The 15,565-nt window shown below is 65.5% G+C and carries 13 protein-coding genes and 2 tRNA genes; 9 read left to right on the plus strand and 6 right to left on the minus strand.

Annotation, left to right across the window (positions count from 1 at the left end; all coding sequences use genetic code 11):
- Positions 1 to 24 precede the first annotated feature (24 nt).
- From ACFVVC_RS00180 to pepN, 4 genes are all read right to left on the minus strand, one after another.
- Positions 25 to 504, minus strand: a complete 480-nt coding sequence (locus ACFVVC_RS00180; RefSeq protein WP_387447776.1) for a globin — start codon at positions 502 to 504, stop codon at positions 25 to 27.
- A gap of 1 nt (position 505) precedes the next feature.
- The gene (locus ACFVVC_RS00185; protein WP_387447778.1) at positions 506 to 1,189 is read right to left on the minus strand and encodes a mechanosensitive ion channel family protein; all 684 of its coding nucleotides are present in this window, start codon (positions 1,187 to 1,189) and stop codon (positions 506 to 508) included.
- Positions 1,190 to 1,319: 130 nt separating this feature from the next.
- On the minus strand, positions 1,320 to 1,793 hold the full coding sequence (locus ACFVVC_RS00190) for an OsmC family protein (RefSeq protein ID WP_387447780.1): 474 nt from the start codon (positions 1,791 to 1,793) through the stop codon (positions 1,320 to 1,322).
- Complete coding sequence (gene pepN / locus ACFVVC_RS00195) at positions 1,790 to 4,363, minus strand: aminopeptidase N (protein ID WP_387447782.1); 2,574 nt, start codon at positions 4,361 to 4,363, stop codon at positions 1,790 to 1,792. Before pepN ends, ACFVVC_RS00190 begins: the two co-directional genes overlap by 4 nt.
- A gap of 175 nt (positions 4,364 to 4,538) precedes the next feature.
- On the opposite strand from pepN, the gene ACFVVC_RS00200 reads away from it, so the two are divergent.
- The 3 genes from ACFVVC_RS00200 (at position 4,539) to ACFVVC_RS00210 (ending at position 7,101) form a co-directional block, all read left to right on the plus strand.
- The gene (locus ACFVVC_RS00200; RefSeq protein WP_387447784.1) at positions 4,539 to 5,558 is read left to right on the plus strand and encodes a hypothetical protein; all 1,020 of its coding nucleotides are present in this window, start codon (positions 4,539 to 4,541) and stop codon (positions 5,556 to 5,558) included.
- Between the two features lie 89 nt (positions 5,559 to 5,647).
- Positions 5,648 to 6,142 (plus strand): ribose-5-phosphate isomerase, encoded by a 495-nt coding sequence (locus ACFVVC_RS00205; RefSeq protein ID WP_387447786.1) that lies wholly within the window; start codon positions 5,648 to 5,650, stop codon positions 6,140 to 6,142.
- Positions 6,142 to 7,101 (plus strand): Fpg/Nei family DNA glycosylase, encoded by a 960-nt coding sequence (locus ACFVVC_RS00210; RefSeq protein ID WP_387447788.1) that lies wholly within the window; start codon positions 6,142 to 6,144, stop codon positions 7,099 to 7,101. Before ACFVVC_RS00205 ends, ACFVVC_RS00210 begins: the two co-directional genes overlap by 1 nt.
- Positions 7,102 to 7,148: 47 nt before the next feature.
- Here ACFVVC_RS00210 and ACFVVC_RS00215 read toward each other — a convergent pair.
- A tRNA-Gly gene (locus ACFVVC_RS00215) sits at positions 7,149 to 7,222 on the minus strand.
- A 130-nt stretch (positions 7,223 to 7,352) separates the two neighbouring features.
- Between ACFVVC_RS00215 and ACFVVC_RS00220 the strand changes: the two genes are divergently transcribed.
- The 6 genes from ACFVVC_RS00220 (at position 7,353) to ACFVVC_RS00245 (ending at position 12,543) form a co-directional block, all read left to right on the plus strand.
- Positions 7,353 to 7,427: transfer RNA gene (locus ACFVVC_RS00220), tRNA-Pro, on the plus strand.
- Positions 7,428 to 7,506: 79 nt separating this feature from the next.
- Positions 7,507 to 8,901: a trigger factor gene (gene tig, locus ACFVVC_RS00225; protein ID WP_387447790.1), complete on the plus strand. Its 1,395-nt coding sequence runs from the start codon at positions 7,507 to 7,509 to the stop codon at positions 8,899 to 8,901.
- A gap of 234 nt (positions 8,902 to 9,135) precedes the next feature.
- The gene (locus ACFVVC_RS00230; RefSeq protein ID WP_387448842.1) at positions 9,136 to 9,759 is read left to right on the plus strand and encodes an ATP-dependent Clp protease proteolytic subunit; all 624 of its coding nucleotides are present in this window, start codon (positions 9,136 to 9,138) and stop codon (positions 9,757 to 9,759) included.
- A gap of 37 nt (positions 9,760 to 9,796) precedes the next feature.
- The gene (locus ACFVVC_RS00235) at positions 9,797 to 10,456 is read left to right on the plus strand and encodes an ATP-dependent Clp protease proteolytic subunit (RefSeq protein ID WP_018761580.1); all 660 of its coding nucleotides are present in this window, start codon (positions 9,797 to 9,799) and stop codon (positions 10,454 to 10,456) included.
- Positions 10,457 to 10,634: 178 nt separating this feature from the next.
- Complete coding sequence (gene clpX, locus ACFVVC_RS00240) at positions 10,635 to 11,915, plus strand: ATP-dependent Clp protease ATP-binding subunit ClpX (protein ID WP_018761579.1); 1,281 nt, start codon at positions 10,635 to 10,637, stop codon at positions 11,913 to 11,915.
- Between the two features lie 13 nt (positions 11,916 to 11,928).
- Complete coding sequence (locus ACFVVC_RS00245) at positions 11,929 to 12,543, plus strand: DsbA family protein (RefSeq protein WP_387447792.1); 615 nt, start codon at positions 11,929 to 11,931, stop codon at positions 12,541 to 12,543.
- Between the two features lie 327 nt (positions 12,544 to 12,870).
- On the opposite strand, the gene valS is transcribed toward ACFVVC_RS00245, so the two are convergent.
- Positions 12,871 to 15,492, minus strand: coding sequence for a valine--tRNA ligase (gene valS / locus ACFVVC_RS00250; protein ID WP_387447794.1), 2,622 nt, complete (start codon positions 15,490 to 15,492; stop codon positions 12,871 to 12,873).
- Positions 15,493 to 15,565: the final 73 nt, after the last annotated feature.

The following is a 15,565-nucleotide window of genomic DNA, read 5'->3' on the forward strand; positions in this document are numbered from 1 at the left end:
TTTCCGGCCCCTGCCGGGCGGGCATCACGCGCCGGACGGACTGTTCACCATGGACAGGGCCGCACGTTCCATGTACTCCCACAGCGTCCCCTCATACAGCGGAGGCAGGTCCAGGGCGTCCACTGCCGCGCGCATGTGGAACAGCCACCGGTCCTTCGCCTCGGGTGTGACCTTGAAGGGCATATGCCGCATCCGCAGCCGCGGATGCCCGCGCTCCTCCCCGTACGTTGTGGGTCCGCCCCAATACTGCTCAAGGAACATGAGGAACCGGCGCTTTGCAGGAGCCAGGTCCTCCTCCGGGTACATCGGCCGCAGCAGCGGATCCGTGGCGACGCCGTCGTAGAAAACGTCGATGAGCTTCGCGAACGTCTCGTGCCCACCCACGGCGTCGTAGAAACTGTCCGTGTACGCCGGCTGGCTGAAGGGGTCGTTCTGCATCAGCTGGGGCCGCTGCGGCTGGAGGGGGCCCGGGACGGCGGGGCGCGGCTCGATCGGAAGCGTCATGCTATTCGCCGGCTTTCTGGTCGGTCTTCTTGGTCTCCACGTGAGCCGAGGCCTGGTCGGTGGTACCGTCGTCGGACTCGTGCAGCGGAAGGTAACGGCCCTGCGACCGGTTCCCCACGCGCAGGATTTCACCATTGCGCAGGTACCAGATGGCGCCGTCGTCGGAGCGGACCCTGGTGATCCGGAGCCCCATGGACTCCACTACACCCACCACCTCGCTGGTTTCGATGACATCGCCGATGCCGTACTGGTCCTCGATGGTGATGAAGATCCCCGCCAGAAAGTCGCGGATCAGCTGCTGGGCGCCAAAGCCGATGGCCACACCCAGGATTCCCACGCTGGTAAGCAGGGGAGCGATGTTGATGTCCAGGTTCTGCAGGACATACATGCCGGTGATGACTGCCACCAGGACCCCGACGATGCTGTTCAGCAGCGACCCGATGGTTTCCGCCCGCTGGACGCGCCGTTCGTGGTCCAGGGCCCTGAGGGCAGGCGCCACCCACTTGAACGTGGGTTTCTTGAAGAAGTTGCTTCCGGACGCCACCCGCTTGGTGATGCGGGAGATGATGAAGGTGGCAACAAGCCAGATACCCACACCGACGCCGAGGCTGATCACAATGCCCGGAATGCTGACGCCCGCGGGCTGGCTGGATGCTGGGGGAATGATGGACAACATACTGACCATGGGGGGAAATAGCTCCTTGGGGGTTTGCGCTGTTCTCTTTCAACCCTAGCGCCGCAGCGTGGAGCAATGCGCATCCTCACCCTGGGCGGTACGGCCTTCCTCTCCAGGCAAGTTGCCGTGCAGGCGGCGCCTAGCCTGCCACCGTAACGGGCCGGTGCCCCACCGGGAAGTTCACGCTGCGGGCAATGAAGCAGACCTGGTTCGCCTCATGGTGCAGTCCGGCGGCCAGGTGAAGCTGGCCGGCGTCGGCCACGGTGACCCTGGGGTGCAGTGTCACGTGTTCGAACTGTCCGCTGCCGTCGCGGTTGAGCCGCATCAGCCCGGATGCCTCGTCCCGGTAGTCGGTGACCACCACGCCATGCTTCACGGCCACGTGCAGGTAGGACAGCATGTGGCACTGCGCCAGGGCCGCCAGGAGGAGCTGTTCGGGGTTGTACCGCTCCCGGTCCCCGTGGAACGTCGGGTCCGCCGAGCCTTTCAACACCGGAAGGCCCGGGATGAGCACGTCATGGTCACGGGAGTAGCTCCGGTACGACGACGTGCCGCCACCCCGGTTGCCGGTCCACTGGACCGTCAGCGCGTAGGTGTGTTCGCCGATGCTCACCCGGCGATGCCATCCGGCAGCACGTCGGCGGCGCGGGCGCGCAGGGCCCGGGCCACGGCGTCGCGGTTTTCCAGCATCATCCGCCGCAGCGCGGCGCTTTCCGCCGGCAGCGACGCCAGGAAGGCGTCGGTCTGGTCGACGGTGGCCTGCGTGGTCAGCAGCGCGGGGTAGAGGCCGACGACGATCTGCTGGGCGAGTGCGTGGGTCCGGGTTGCCACAATGGCCGGCACCGCGGCGAAATACTTCTCCGCGTACGGCTCCAGCAGTGACCGGTCCCGGACCCGCATGAAGCCCGCCACGGCCGATCCCTGCAGCGCGTTGGACAGCTCGCCCTTGACCACGATCGACTCCCAGGCGGCCGCTTTCGCCTCAGCCGTGGGAAGCGCCGCCTTGGCGAGGGCGGCGGCGTTCTGCCCGCTGGACGTGTTGTCCCGCTCGAGCTCTGAATCGATGCCGTCCTGGCCCAGCCGGCCGCCGGCCACCAGGGATGCCACGAGCTCCCAACGGAGGTCCTGGTCAACGGCCAGCCCGTCAAGGGCAGCTGACCCGTCCAGCAGGCCCGCCACCCGGTCCAGCTGGGACCCGCTGCCGGCAAGGAGGGCAAAGGACTTCACGAACTGCAGCTGTGCGTCGGAGCCGCCGGGGACTTCCGAAGCCAGCTCCCACAACCTGTCCGCGGCTGCCACCATGGTGGCTTCGCGGTGTTCTTCCGCCACGTAGAAGTTCAGGGTGGTGGCCAGCTGGCGGAGCTGGACCAGGATGACGGAGGAATCGGTCTCGGCGGCGACGTTGGCAAGGATCAGTTCCACGTACTTCCGTGCCGGAGCCTGGCCGTCCCGGGCCGCGTCCCACGCCGAATTCCAGACGAGGGTGCGGGGCAGGCTGGCCTCGAAGTCCTTGAGGTGTGCGGTGGCGGTGGCCAGGGATTTCGGGTCCAGCCGGACCTTGGCGTAGGCGAGGTCGTCGTCGTTGACGAGGATCAGGTCCGGCTGCGCCAGGCCTGCCACGCCCGGCACCTCGGTGCGTTCGCCGTCGACATCCAGCTCCTCGCGGTGAACCCGCTCCAGCTTCCCTGTGGCGTTGAGGTTGTAGAACCCCACCGCAAGGCGGTGCGGCCGGAGGGTGGGCCACTCCGGTACCGCGGTCTGCGCGATCGCCAGGGACTTCAGCGTTCCGTCCTGGTCCACGTCCAGCTCGGGGGTGAGGGTGTTCACGCCGGCCGTCTCCAGCCACTGCCGTCCCCAGCCGTCAAGGTCGCGTCCGCTGGCCTTCTCCAGCTCTACCAGCAGGTCGCTGAGTTCGGTGTTCTGCCACGAGTGCTTGCGGAAGTACTCGCGCACCCCGGCCATGAACTGTTCAGGGCCCACCCACGCCACGAGTTGCCGCAGCACCGAGGCGCCCTTGGCGTAGGTGATGCCGTCGAAGTTGACCTCGACATCCTGCAGGTCGTTGATCTCCGCGAAGATGGGGTGGGTGGTGGGCAGCTGGTCCTGCCGGTAGGCCCATGACTTCTCCACCGACGCGAATGTGGTCCAGGCGCTGGTGAAGGACGTGGCCTCCACTGCCGCCAGGTGGGACATGTACTCCGCGAAGGACTCGTTGAGCCAGAGGTCGTTCCACCACCGCATGGTCACCAGGTCCCCGAACCACATGTGGGCCAGCTCGTGGAGCACCGTGATGGCGCGCCGCTCGATCTGCGCCCCCGTGACCTTGCTGCGGAAGACGTAGCCCTCCAGGATGGTCACCGCGCCGGCGTTCTCCATGGCGCCGGCATTGAACTCCGGCACGAACAGCTGATCATACTTTTCGAACGGGTAAGGGCAGCCGAACTGTGCTTCGAAGAACCCGAAGCCCTGCCGCGTGAGCTCGAAGATGTTCTCGGCGTCCAGGTACTGCATGAGCGACTTCCGCGCGAACACCCCCAGCGGGATGACGCGGCCGTCCGAGCTGGCCACCTCGCTGCGGACGGACTGGTACGGTCCGGCGATCAGGGCGGTGACGTAGGAGGACAGGCGCGGGGTGGGCGCAAACGCCCATACGGACCTGGCTCCGCCGTCCTCTGCGGCCGGGGCCTGCACCGGCTCCGGGGTGGGGGAATTGGAGATCACGTCCCAGTGCGAGGGTGCCGTGACGGTAAACGCGAAGGTTGCCTTCAGGTCCGGCTGTTCGAAGACGGTGAACATCCGGCGCGAATCCGGAACCTCGAACTGGGTGTACAGGTAGACCTCGTTGTCCACCGGATCCACGAACCGGTGCAGGCCTTCGCCGGTGTTCATGTAGGGCATGTCGGCCACGACGGTCAGCTCGTTGCGCTCCTCCAGCCCGGGCAGCTGGATCCGCACGCCGTCGGACACGGTTGCGGGATCGAGGACGCGGCCGTTCAGTGTCACGCTGTGGACGGTCCGGGTCACGGCATCAATGAAGCTCGACGATCCGGGCACGGCCGTGAATTTCACCGTGGTGGTGCTGCCAAAGACCTCTCCGCCCCGGGTCAGGTCCAGGCTGACATCGTAGGACTCGGCGGTGATCAGTTCTGCGCGCTCACGGGCTTCGGTGCGCGTCAGGTTCATACCTGGCAAAGGAGGGCCTCCAGAGAAGTTTCGGTTGCCGGCCGGTGGTCCCGGTTCCGGCACTCTGCTGCATTCTTTCATCCTTGCCGTCCTTGGCAAGTTGCCCGGCTCACAGCGCGCCGCAGCCCCCGGCCACGTGAATTCCGGAGCCGGCTGCAGGGGTAGCGTTGGGTACATGGGAAAGCTGCTGGATTCGGTGGATGCCAAGGCACTGCGCTTTGCCCTCGGGTTCCCCGTCGCGCTCGCCGCCGCCTTTGCCTTCTGCGCCTGGCTGCTCCGCCCGGACCTTCCGGACCCGCTCGCGGTGCGCTGGACGGCCGACGGCGGGGCCGCCTTTGCCCCGTTCGAAGCCTACGTAGGTGCAGGGGCAGGGGCGATTGTCATTGCCGGCTGGGTGGTCCTGCTGCAGGCGGTACCCCTGGGCAGGCCTGTGCTGATGCGCCGGATCATGATGGGTACCGGCTTCTTCCTCAGCCTCTTTATCACCTCGGCCCTGGCGGCAGGCCTCATCGGCCAGGTGGGGCTCGCTGACGCCCGGCAGTCACGGGTGGACATGACCGTCCTGGCACTCGGGAGCGGCGCTGCCGTTTCCCTGGGCGTCACCATGGCCATGGTGTACAAGGCTGACCGGCAGTGGTCCCCGGATGACGACCGTGCCCTGCAGACAGCCATCACCAGGGAAACGGACCCGGATCTCGCCCTGGAGACCATCCGGTTGTGGGTGCACGCCCGGAGCTCCGTGTTCGTCATGATCGGCATCGCTACGCTGTTCCCGGCGGCTCTCCTCGCCGTCGTGGTGCCGTGGCTCGGGATACTGCTGGTCCTCCTGGCCGCTGCCGGCACGGCGTTCCTGTTCGCCCGTGTCAAGGCCGACCGCGGCGGACTGAAAGTCCTGCTGGCCGGAGTGGTACCTGTCATGGATGTCCCTGCCGGTGCCATTTCGGCCGCCAGCGCGGCCGATGTGAAGGCCGCTGATTACGGCGGGTGGGGCTACCGGCACCATCGCGGCACCGCGGCCATGCTCGTCAGCAGCGGGCCCGCCGTCGTCGTGCGCAAGACGGACGGCCAGCGCCTGGCCGTGAGCGGCGGCACCCAGGCCTCGGCGGCACGGCTGGCCGATGTCCTCACCAGGGTGGCGGCCAGGGCGCGGCGCGGGGGCGGGCCGCCGGCGGCCGCTGGGCAACCCGAGTCCTGACCCCGGGGCAGTCCTAGTATCCTTATCCGTGTTGTTCCGGCCCCCACCCGGCCGGCTTGCCAGCCCACCGAACCGAACGGATCTTGCTCGTGACAACTTCCCCTGCCTTCCCGCGGGTCCACATCGCCACCGACCACGCCGGCATGGAGCTCAGCGCCCACCTGGTGTCCCACCTGACAGGCAAGGGATACGACGTCGTGGACCACGGGCCCAAGGTCTACGACGCCCAGGACGACTACCCGTCCTTCTGCATCAACGCCGCCCTCGCGGTGGTCGCCGACCAGCAGGCAGGCGTGCACGCCCTGGGCATCGTGCTGGGCGGTTCCGGAAACGGTGAGCAGATTGCCGCGAACAAGGTCAAGGGCGTACGTGCTGCCCTGGCATGGAATCTTTCCACCGCCACCCTCGCCCGCGAGCACAACGACGCGAACGTCGTGGCCGTGGGCGGGCGCCAGCACTCGGTGGAAGAAGCCACCGAGCTGATTGAGGCATTCCTTGCCGAGCCGTTCAGCAACGATGAGCGCCATGTCCGCCGGATCGGCAAGATTGCAGCCTACGAGGCCACGGGCGAGGTCATCGAGTAGTGCCTGAGGGACATTCGGTCCGCAGGCTCGCCCGGCAGTTCGGCGACGTCTTCCTCGGCGAAACGCTCGCCGTCTCCAGCCCCCAGGGCAGGTTCGCCGGGGGAGCCGCTCTGCTTGACGGGCACGCACTCGTCGCCGCCGAGGCACACGGCAAGCACCTCTTCCTCCACTTTGGCAACACGTTGGTGCTGCACGTCCACCTCGGCCTGTACGGTGCCTGGAGCTTCGGCGGCGACAGCACCTTTGCCGGCGCATCCAGTATTGGAGCGCCCCGCCGGGTGGGGGAGCAGGAAGCTTTTGCCGACGGGGACGACGACGGCGGCGCAGCCTACGAGGGTCCGCCGCCACCGGTGGGGGCCGTCCGTGTCCGGCTGGCCGGGAGCCACGGCTGGGCGGATCTGCGCGGCGCAACCACCTGCGAAACCATCACCGCCGCGGAGGCCGACGCCGTCCTGGCGCGGCTCGGGCCGGATCCGCTGCGGAACCTCCGCGGCGACGCAGGCCGGTTCGCTGCGAACCTTCGGGCCCGGAAGACGCCGCTGGCTGCGCTGCTCATGGACCAGAAGATCATTGCCGGGGTAGGCAACGTCTACCGCGCTGAAGTTCTGTTCCGGCGCCGGCTGGATCCGTGGCTTCCCGGCGGCGCCCTCCCGGACAGCGATGCCCGGAAGCTGTGGCGCGACGTCGTCACCGTCATGGCCGACGGCGTCACTGACGGGCGGATCATCACCACGCCGCCGAAATATTGGACCCTCAACGGCACCACCGCCGCCAAGGCCGCTGCAGCCGGGAATCCAGTGCCGCCCAAGGGTGCACACTTCCCCGCCCGCGAGGACGTCCACTTCGTCTACAAGCGGCAGGGCCTTCCCTGCAGGGTGTGCCGGACCATCGTGCTCCTTACCGACCTCGTGGGCCGTAACCTCTATTGGTGCCCCTCCTGCCAGCAACCGGGGGAGTAGCAAAAACGAAGAAGGCCCCTCGTATGAGGGGCCTTCTTCTGTATCGGTGGAGGGGACGACGGGAATCGAACCCGCGTAATCAGTTTGGAAGACTGAGGCTTTACCATTAAGCTACGTCCCCGAAGGAAGATCCGTTTTCGCGGAAACTCCGGGCTGGCTGTTGAAGCCGGATACAACTAAACCTAATCCATGGCCTACGTGTCAAATGTGCATTCGCGACGCGTATCACCGTAGACTTGCCTGTGCACTTACGGGGTGTAGCTCAGCTTGGCTAGAGCGCCTGCTTTGGGAGCAGGAAGTCGCAGGTTCAAATCCTGTCACCCCGACTCTGCGGCCAGGACCAGCAGGCCTGGACATCCAATGCGTTTGCAGAAACCCATCCCACAACCCAGGAGTACTTAGACCGTGAAGAGCGCTGTCGAGAACCTCACCCCCACGCGGGTCAAGCTCAATGTTGAGGTCCCCTTTGAGGAACTGAAGCCCAGCATCGACTCGGCTTACAAGACCGTTGCGTCGCAGATCCAGGTCCCCGGGTTCCGCAAGGGCAAGGTTCCCGCCAAGCTCATCGACCAGCGCGTCGGCCGCGGCTACGTCCTGGAGACCGCCATCAACGATGGCCTCAACGGCTGGTACCAGGCTGCCGTGCAGGAATCCGGCATACGCCCCCTCAGCCGTCCCGAGGTGGAGATCACCGAGGTGCCCGATCCCTCCGCAACCGACGGTGGCCTGAAGTTCGCCGCCGAGGTTGACGTCCGCCCCGAAATCGAACTCCCGGACTACGCCGGCATCGAGGTCCAGGTTGCCGCCGCGGAATCCTCCGAAGCCGACGTCGACAAGGCCCTCGACGAGCTGCGCGGCCGCTTTGGCACGCTCAAGTCCGTTGACCGTCCGGCCGCCGACGGCGACTTCCTCACTATCGACATCACCGCCACGATCGACGGCGAAGAGGTTGACTCCGCTGCCGGCCTGTCCTACCAGGTGGGTGCCGGCACCATGCTCGAGGGCATGGACGAGGCCGTCACCGGGCTCAGCGCAGATGAAGATGCCATCTTCGACACCACCCTGGTGGGCGGCGACCACGCCGGCGAAGCCGCTCAGGTCAAGGTAGTCGTGAAGGCCGTCAAGGAACGCGAACTGCCCGAAGCGAACGATGACTTCGCCCAGCTGGCCTCCGAATTCGACACCCTCGCCGAGCTCCGCGAGGACCTCGCCAAGCAGGCTGCCGACTCCAAGATCGTCGAGCAGGGCGTCGAAGCCCGCGACAAGGTCCTGGACAAGCTCGTCGAGCTCGTTGAGGTTCCCGTTCCCGACTCGGTCGTCGAAGAGCAGCTCGAAGCCCACTTCCAGGAGGGTAACGGCCACGGAGACGGCGAGCACGACACCGAAGAGCACCGCGAAGAGGTCCGCGCCAACACGGCCCGCGCCTTCCAGAACGAAATCATCCTCGACGCCATCGCGGAGAAGGAAGAAGTCAACGTCAGCCAGAGCGAGCTGATCGACTACATCGTCACCACGGCCAGCCAGTACGGCATGGACCCCAACCAGTTCGCCCAGATCATCGATCAGAGCGGCCAGGTCCCCATGATGGTGTCCGAGGTCCGCCGCCGCAAGGCACTGGCTGTCGTCCTCGGCCAGGCCACGGTGACCGACACCGACGGCAAGGCTGTCGACCTGAGCGACTTCGTCCGCCCCGGCGGCGAGGAAGCTCCGGCTGCAGAAGCCGCTGACGCTGACGCCACCGAAGCAGTTGAGGGTGAAGCTGCCGAGGCAGAGGAAGCCACTGCCGAGGCCAAGGCATAGTCCTTCCCACCCGCCGCGAACGGCCCCTGGATCCTTCCGATCCGGGGGCCGTTCGCGTTGGCCCGGAAACGGGGGCGTGCGCTGTTCGCCGATCGTGCGCCGTCAGCGAACAGCAGTCAGTGCGCGAACAAATCATCCTGGAAACCGGTTAGTGTCCAAGTAGTGATTTTCAGTGATGTCACCGTCACCAGTGAGAGGTAAATAAACATGTCACAGCACTCAGAGGCCCCCCGGATGGCGACCGTCGATCCTGCAGCCCAGGACAACTACATTTACAACCGCCTCCTCAAAGAGCGGATCATCTGGCTGGGCTCGGAGGTGCGTGACGACAACGCCAACGCAATCTGCTCGCAGCTGCTGCTGTTGTCCGCCGAGAATCCTGAAAAGGACATCTACCTCTACATCAACTCGCCCGGCGGTTCCGTCACGGCAGGCATGGCCATCTACGACACCATGCAGTTCATTCCCAACGACGTCGTCACCGTGGCCACCGGCCTGGCAGCCTCCATGGGCCAGTTCCTGTTGTCCTCCGGCACCAAGGGCAAGCGCTACGCCACGCCGAACGCACGCGTCCTGATGCACCAGCCCTCCGGCGGCATCGGCGGCACCGCCTCGGACATCAAGATCCAGGCCGAGCTCATCCTGCACATGAAGAAGGTCATGGCGGAACTGACTGCCGAGCAGACCGGCCAGACCGTGGAGACCATCCTCAAGGATAACGACCGCGACAAGTGGTTCACCGCCACCGAAGCCCTCGAATACGGCTTCTTCGACAAGATCGCCGCGCACGCCGGCTCGGTCTCCGGCGGCGGCGGAACGTCCAACTCCTCCTCCGGCGAATCAGCCTCGCAGAACTAACCGGCATCCAGAACCCCTTCGATCAGGAGCAAACACAATGAACTACAACTTTGGGTGGTCCGCCGGGAATCTTCCGTCCAGCCGCTACGTCCTGCCTCAGTTCGAGGAACGCACACCCTACGGCTTCAAGCGCCAGGACCCGTACACCAAGCTCTTCGAGGACCGCATCATCTTCCTCGGCGTGCAGGTGGACGACGCGTCGGCTGACGACATCATGGCCCAGCTGCTGGTCCTGGAGTCCACCGACCCGGACCGCGACATCACCCTGTACATCAACTCACCCGGTGGCTCGTTCACTGCCATGACGGCTATCTACGACACCATGCAGTACATCCGCCCCGAGATCCAGACGGTCTGCCTGGGCCAGGCAGCCAGCGCGGCCGCCGTGCTGCTGGCAGCCGGTACCCCCGGCAAGCGGCTGGCGCTGCCCAACGCCCGCGTCCTGATCCACCAGCCGGCGCTGTCCGGCGGCCAGGGCGGCCAGGCGTCCGACCTGGAGATCCAGGCGGCAGAGGTCATGCGGATGCGCTCCTGGCTGGAGGACACCCTGGCCCACCACTCCGGACGCACGTCGGAGCAGGTCAACAACGACATCGAGCGGGACAAGATCCTCACCGCCGCCGAAGCACAGGCCTACGGCCTCATCGACCAGGTGCTCGATTCCCGCAAGATCAAACCCCAGGCGATCACGCGGTAACAGTCCGGAAAGCCGGTGCAGGCCAAGTTCATTTGGCCGCACCGGCCTTTTCATTCCACCCTTGGCGTCGAATGTGACCTAGAGTGGAAGATGTCACAAACCGGTCCCCGCTGGCCGGGAACGATTTTTCAGCAATGGCGCAGGGCTGCCTGGCAGCAGGATACTAAGGGGTTCACATATGGCTCGGATTGGCGAGAGCACCGATCTGCTGAAGTGCTCTTTCTGCGGAAAGAGCCAGAAGCAGGTCCGCAAGCTCATTGCCGGGCCCGGTGTCTACATCTGCGATGAATGCATCGAGTTGTGCAACGAAATCATCGAAGAGGAACTCGCCGAGGTCGCGGACCTGGGCAGCTTCGAACTCCCCAAGCCGCGGGAGATCTTCGATTTCCTGCAGGAATACGTCATTGGCCAGGAGCCTGCCAAGCGTTCCCTCGCCGTCGCGGTCTACAACCACTACAAGCGCATCCAGGCCGGGCATGCGCCCAAGTCGGGCAGCCTCGGTGACGCCGGCCATCATGACGACGTCGAGATCGCCAAATCGAACATCCTCCTTATCGGGCCCACCGGCTGCGGCAAGACCTACCTTGCGCAGACACTCGCCCGCCGCCTGAACGTCCCGTTCGCCGTCGCCGACGCCACGGCCCTGACCGAGGCCGGCTACGTCGGCGAAGACGTCGAGAACATCCTGCTCAAGCTCATCCAGGCCGCTGACTACGACGTCAAGAAGGCCGAGCAGGGCATCATCTACATCGACGAGATCGACAAGATCTCGCGTAAGAGCGAAAACCCTTCCATTACCCGGGACGTGTCCGGCGAGGGGGTCCAGCAGGCACTGCTGAAGATCCTGGAGGGCACGGTGGCGTCGGTGCCGCCGCAGGGCGGCCGGAAGCATCCGCACCAGGAATTCATCCAGATCGACACCACGAACGTCCTGTTCATCGTGGCCGGTGCGTTTGCCGGGCTGGAAGAGATCATCGGCTCCCGCTCCGGGCGCAAGGGCATCGGCTTCGGTGCCCCGCTCAACGAGGCCAGCAAGAAGGTTGACTCGTACGGCGAGGTCATGCCGGAGGACTTGCTGAAGTTCGGCCTGATCCCCGAATTCATCGGCAGGCTTCCCGTCATCACCACGGTCTCCAACCTGGATCGTGACGCCCTGATCCAGATCCTTTCCACTCCCAAGAACGCCCTGGTGAAGCAATACCAGAAGATGTTCCAGATCGATGGCGTGGAACTGGTGTTCGACGACACCGCCCTGGATGCCATCGCGGAGCAGGCCCTTGAGCGCGGTACCGGTGCCCGCGGCCTGCGCGCCATCCTGGAGGAAGTCCTGCTTCCGGTGATGTTCGACCTGCCGAGCCGCGAGGATGTTGCCAGCGTGGTTATCACCGAAGACGTGGTGCTGCGGGGCGCCGAACCCACCCTGATTCCGCACGCGGCCAAGCGCCGCAAGTCTGCCTGACCGAGAGGACCCCGTGACTGTACCCGCCAAGAACAAAGCCGACTTCTGGTTCGACCCCCTGTGCCCGTTCGCGTGGATTACATCCCGCTGGATCGGCGAGGTGGAAGCCGTCCGTGACATCGAAACCGAATGGCACGTGATGAGCCTGGCCGTCCTGAACGAGGGCCGCGAGCTTGAGCCGGCCTACCGGGAATCCATGGACAACGCTTGGGGCATGGTCCGCGTAATCATCGCCGCCCGGGAAGAGCACGGCCCCCAGGTCATCAAGCCGCTCTATGACGCCATGGGCACACTGATTCATGACCGTGGCGAGAAGGACCGGCCGGAGGTTATTGCCAAGGCCCTCGCCGAATGCGGCCTCCCGGAGTCCTTGGCCGAGGCCGCAACCACTGACGCGTATGATGCCCAGCTCCGTGCCAGCCACGAGGAAGGCATTTCCCTGGTGGGCCAGGACGTCGGAACCCCGGTAGTCGCCTTCAACGGAACAGCGTTTTTCGGACCCGTCCTGACCCGCATTCCGCGCGGCGAGGTAGCCGGGACGCTGTGGGACGCAACCACCGCGATCGCCGGGTACCCTCACTTCTTCGAACTCAAGCGCAGCCGCACCGAAAGCCCCGGGTTCGACTAGGCGTTTATGGTCCAAGGGCCCCGGGAGAACTACTGTCATGTAGTTCTCCCGGGGCCCTTGCACGTGGACCGGTGCGGGAGAACAATGGTTCTTACCTACTTCGAAAGAAGCGGGACGCAGGAACCAAAGATTCAGTGATATGCAATTTCGACGCAGCCATCGGCGAAGTCGAATGCAAGCTACCAGTGACGGTGTAGTAAGACCTGGAAACTCAGCGGATCCTGCCAGACCATTGGAAAAACGTCACCAGATGGCCGAAAAAGTCGAAGCCCCACCAACGGCAAAACGCTGATGGGGCTTCCCCTTTGCCCTGGTACGGGCCGGTTCTCAGGCCTTGGCGGGCTCGTCGCTCGCGGCGAGGGCAACGTCGGTGACTGCAAGGTCCCCGTCACCCACTACCAAGGTGATTTCGCGGGCGTTTGAGGCAGCCTTCAAATCCGCCAGGCCGGCCCGCAACTGCGCTGTCAGGGTCTCCCCGGCAGTGATCGTGGCGGACAGCACCTCCGTCCGCTGCTTGACTTTCGCCTCGGATTTGGCCTTGCGGACACCGCTGAGGGCAATCCCCACGGTGGCCAGCATGGTGGTGTCACCACCGGGAATCTCCAGCGCCGAAGGCCATGCGGCGCGGTGGACGGAGCCGCTGCGCCACCAGCTCCAGACTTCCTCCGTGGCGAACGGGAGGAAGGGCGCAAAGAGCCGCAGCAGGGCATCCAGGGTGGTTGCCAGGGCCGCCAGTACCGATGCCTGCTCCGATTTGCCGGCGGCACCGTAGGCGCGGTCCTTGATCAGTTCCACGTAATCGTCCGTGAACTGCCAGAAGAACGTTTCCGTGAGCTGCAGCGCGCGGGCATAGTCGTAGTTCTCAAACGCCTTGGTGGACTGGGCGACGACGTCGGCAAGTTGCGCCAGCAGTGCGCGGTCCAGCGGGTTGGTCAGCACCGAAAGGTCGTCCGAGAGGACTGAGTTTTCGGTGGCGCCCAGGTTCAGTACGAACTTGGAGGCATTGAGCAGCTTGATGGCAAGGCGCCGGCCGATCTTCATCTGCGCAATTTCATAGGCGGTGTCGGCGCCGAGGCGCGCCGAAGCGGCCCAGTAGCGGACAGCATCCGAGCCGTACTCATTCAGCACGTCCGTGGGGACAACTACGTTGCCCTTGGACTTGGACATCTTCTTGCGGTCCGGGTCCAGGATCCAGCCGGAGATGGCCGCGTGCTTCCAGGGCGCACTCTTCTGGAGGGCGTCGGCGCGGACCGCAGAGGAAAACAGCCAGGTGCGGATGATGTCATGGCCCTGGGGGCGGAGGTCGAACGGGTACACCTTGGCGAAGAGGTCCTCGTCCCGGCTCCAGCCGCCCACGATCTGCGGGGTAAGGGATGACGTGGCCCAGGTGTCCAGGACGTCGGCATCTCCGGTAAAGCCGTTTGCCTGGTCGCGCTGCGACTCGTCGAAGCCCGGTGCGGCGTCCGCTGCCGGATCCACGGGGAGCATGTCGTCCGAGGGGATGATGGGGTGGTCGTAATCCGGGTTGCCCTGCCCGTCCAGCGGGTACCAGACGGGGATGGGCACGCCGAAGAACCGCTGGCGGGAGACCAGCCAGTCGCCGTTCAACCCGGCGATCCAGTTCTCGTAGCGGGACCGCATGAACGAGGGGTGGAAGTCGATCTCCTTGCCGCGGCCGATCAGGCGTTCGCGGCGGTCCTCGTCGCGGCCGCCGTTGCGGATGTACCACTGGCGTGAGGTCACAACCTCGAGCGGCTTGTCGCCCTTCTCGAAGAAGTTCACCGGGTGGGTGATCTTCTTGGGCTCGCCGTCCAGCAGGTCGGCTTCCTTGAGCAGTTCCACCACGGCCTCCTTCGCGGAGAACGCCGTCTTGCCGGCAATGGCCGCGTACGCCTCCTTGCCGGACTCGCTGGTGATCCACTCGGGGGTCTCGCCGATGATGCGGCCGTCACGGCCCATAATGGCGCGCGTGGGCAGCTGCAGTTCGCGCCACCAGGTGACGTCGGTCAGGTCGCCGAAGGTGCAGACCATCGCGATGCCGGAGCCCTTGTCCGCCTTTGCCAGCGGGTGGGCCTTGACTTCCAGTTCGACGCCAAAAAGCGGCGACTTCACGGTCTTGCCGAACAGCGGCTGGTACCGCTCGTCGTCGGGATTCGCCACCAGGGCGGCGCATGCAGCGAGCAGTTCCGGACGGGTGGTCTCGATGAAAATCTTTTCGCCGTCTTCGGTGAAGAAAGGGTAGCGGTAGTAGGCGCCGGGAACCTCGCGGTCTTCCAGTTCCGCCTGGGCCACGGCCGTGCGGAACGTGACGTCCCACAAGGTGGGGGCCTCGGCCATGTACGCGTCGCCGGCGGCCAGATTGGCCAGGAAAGCGCGCTGTGACACGGCGCGGGAGGTGTCATCGATGGTGCGGTAGGTCAGGTCCCAGTCCACGGACAGGCCCAGGGTCTGGAACAGGTTCTCGAAGACCTTCTCGTCCTCAACAGCCAGTTCCTCGCAGAGTTCGATGAAGTTCTGGCGGGACACGACGTCGAAATCGCGCTGGTTCTTGGCGGGCTGGGCCGGGGGCCGGTAGTCGGCGTTGTACGGAACGGCGGGATCGCACCGCACGCCGTAGTAGTTCTGTACGCGGCGTTCGGTGGGCAGGCCGTTGTCGTCCCACCCCATGGGGTAGAAGACGTTCTTGCCCGTCATGCGCATGTAACGCGCCTGAACGTCCGTCTGGGTGAAGGAGAACATGTGCCCCACATGCAGGGAACCCGACGCAGTGGGCGGGGGAGTATCGATCGAGTAGACCTGCTCCCGGGTGGTGTCGGGATTGAACTTGTAGGTTCCTTCGGACAGCCAGCGCTGGGTGAGCGCTGCTTCGAGGCCTTCGAGGGCCGGCTTGTCCGGAACGTTGATGGGGGCGGTGGTGGGCGTGTCTGTACCCTGCGTGTCTTCAGCCATTGGGCAATTCTTTCATGCCCGCTTCGATCCCACCCAACCAACCCCGGGCCGTCCGGATGGCACGCTCCCCGGC

Source organism: Pseudarthrobacter sp. NPDC058196 (genome assembly GCF_042882685.1).
Classification (GTDB): Bacteria; Actinomycetota; Actinomycetes; order Actinomycetales; family Micrococcaceae; genus Arthrobacter.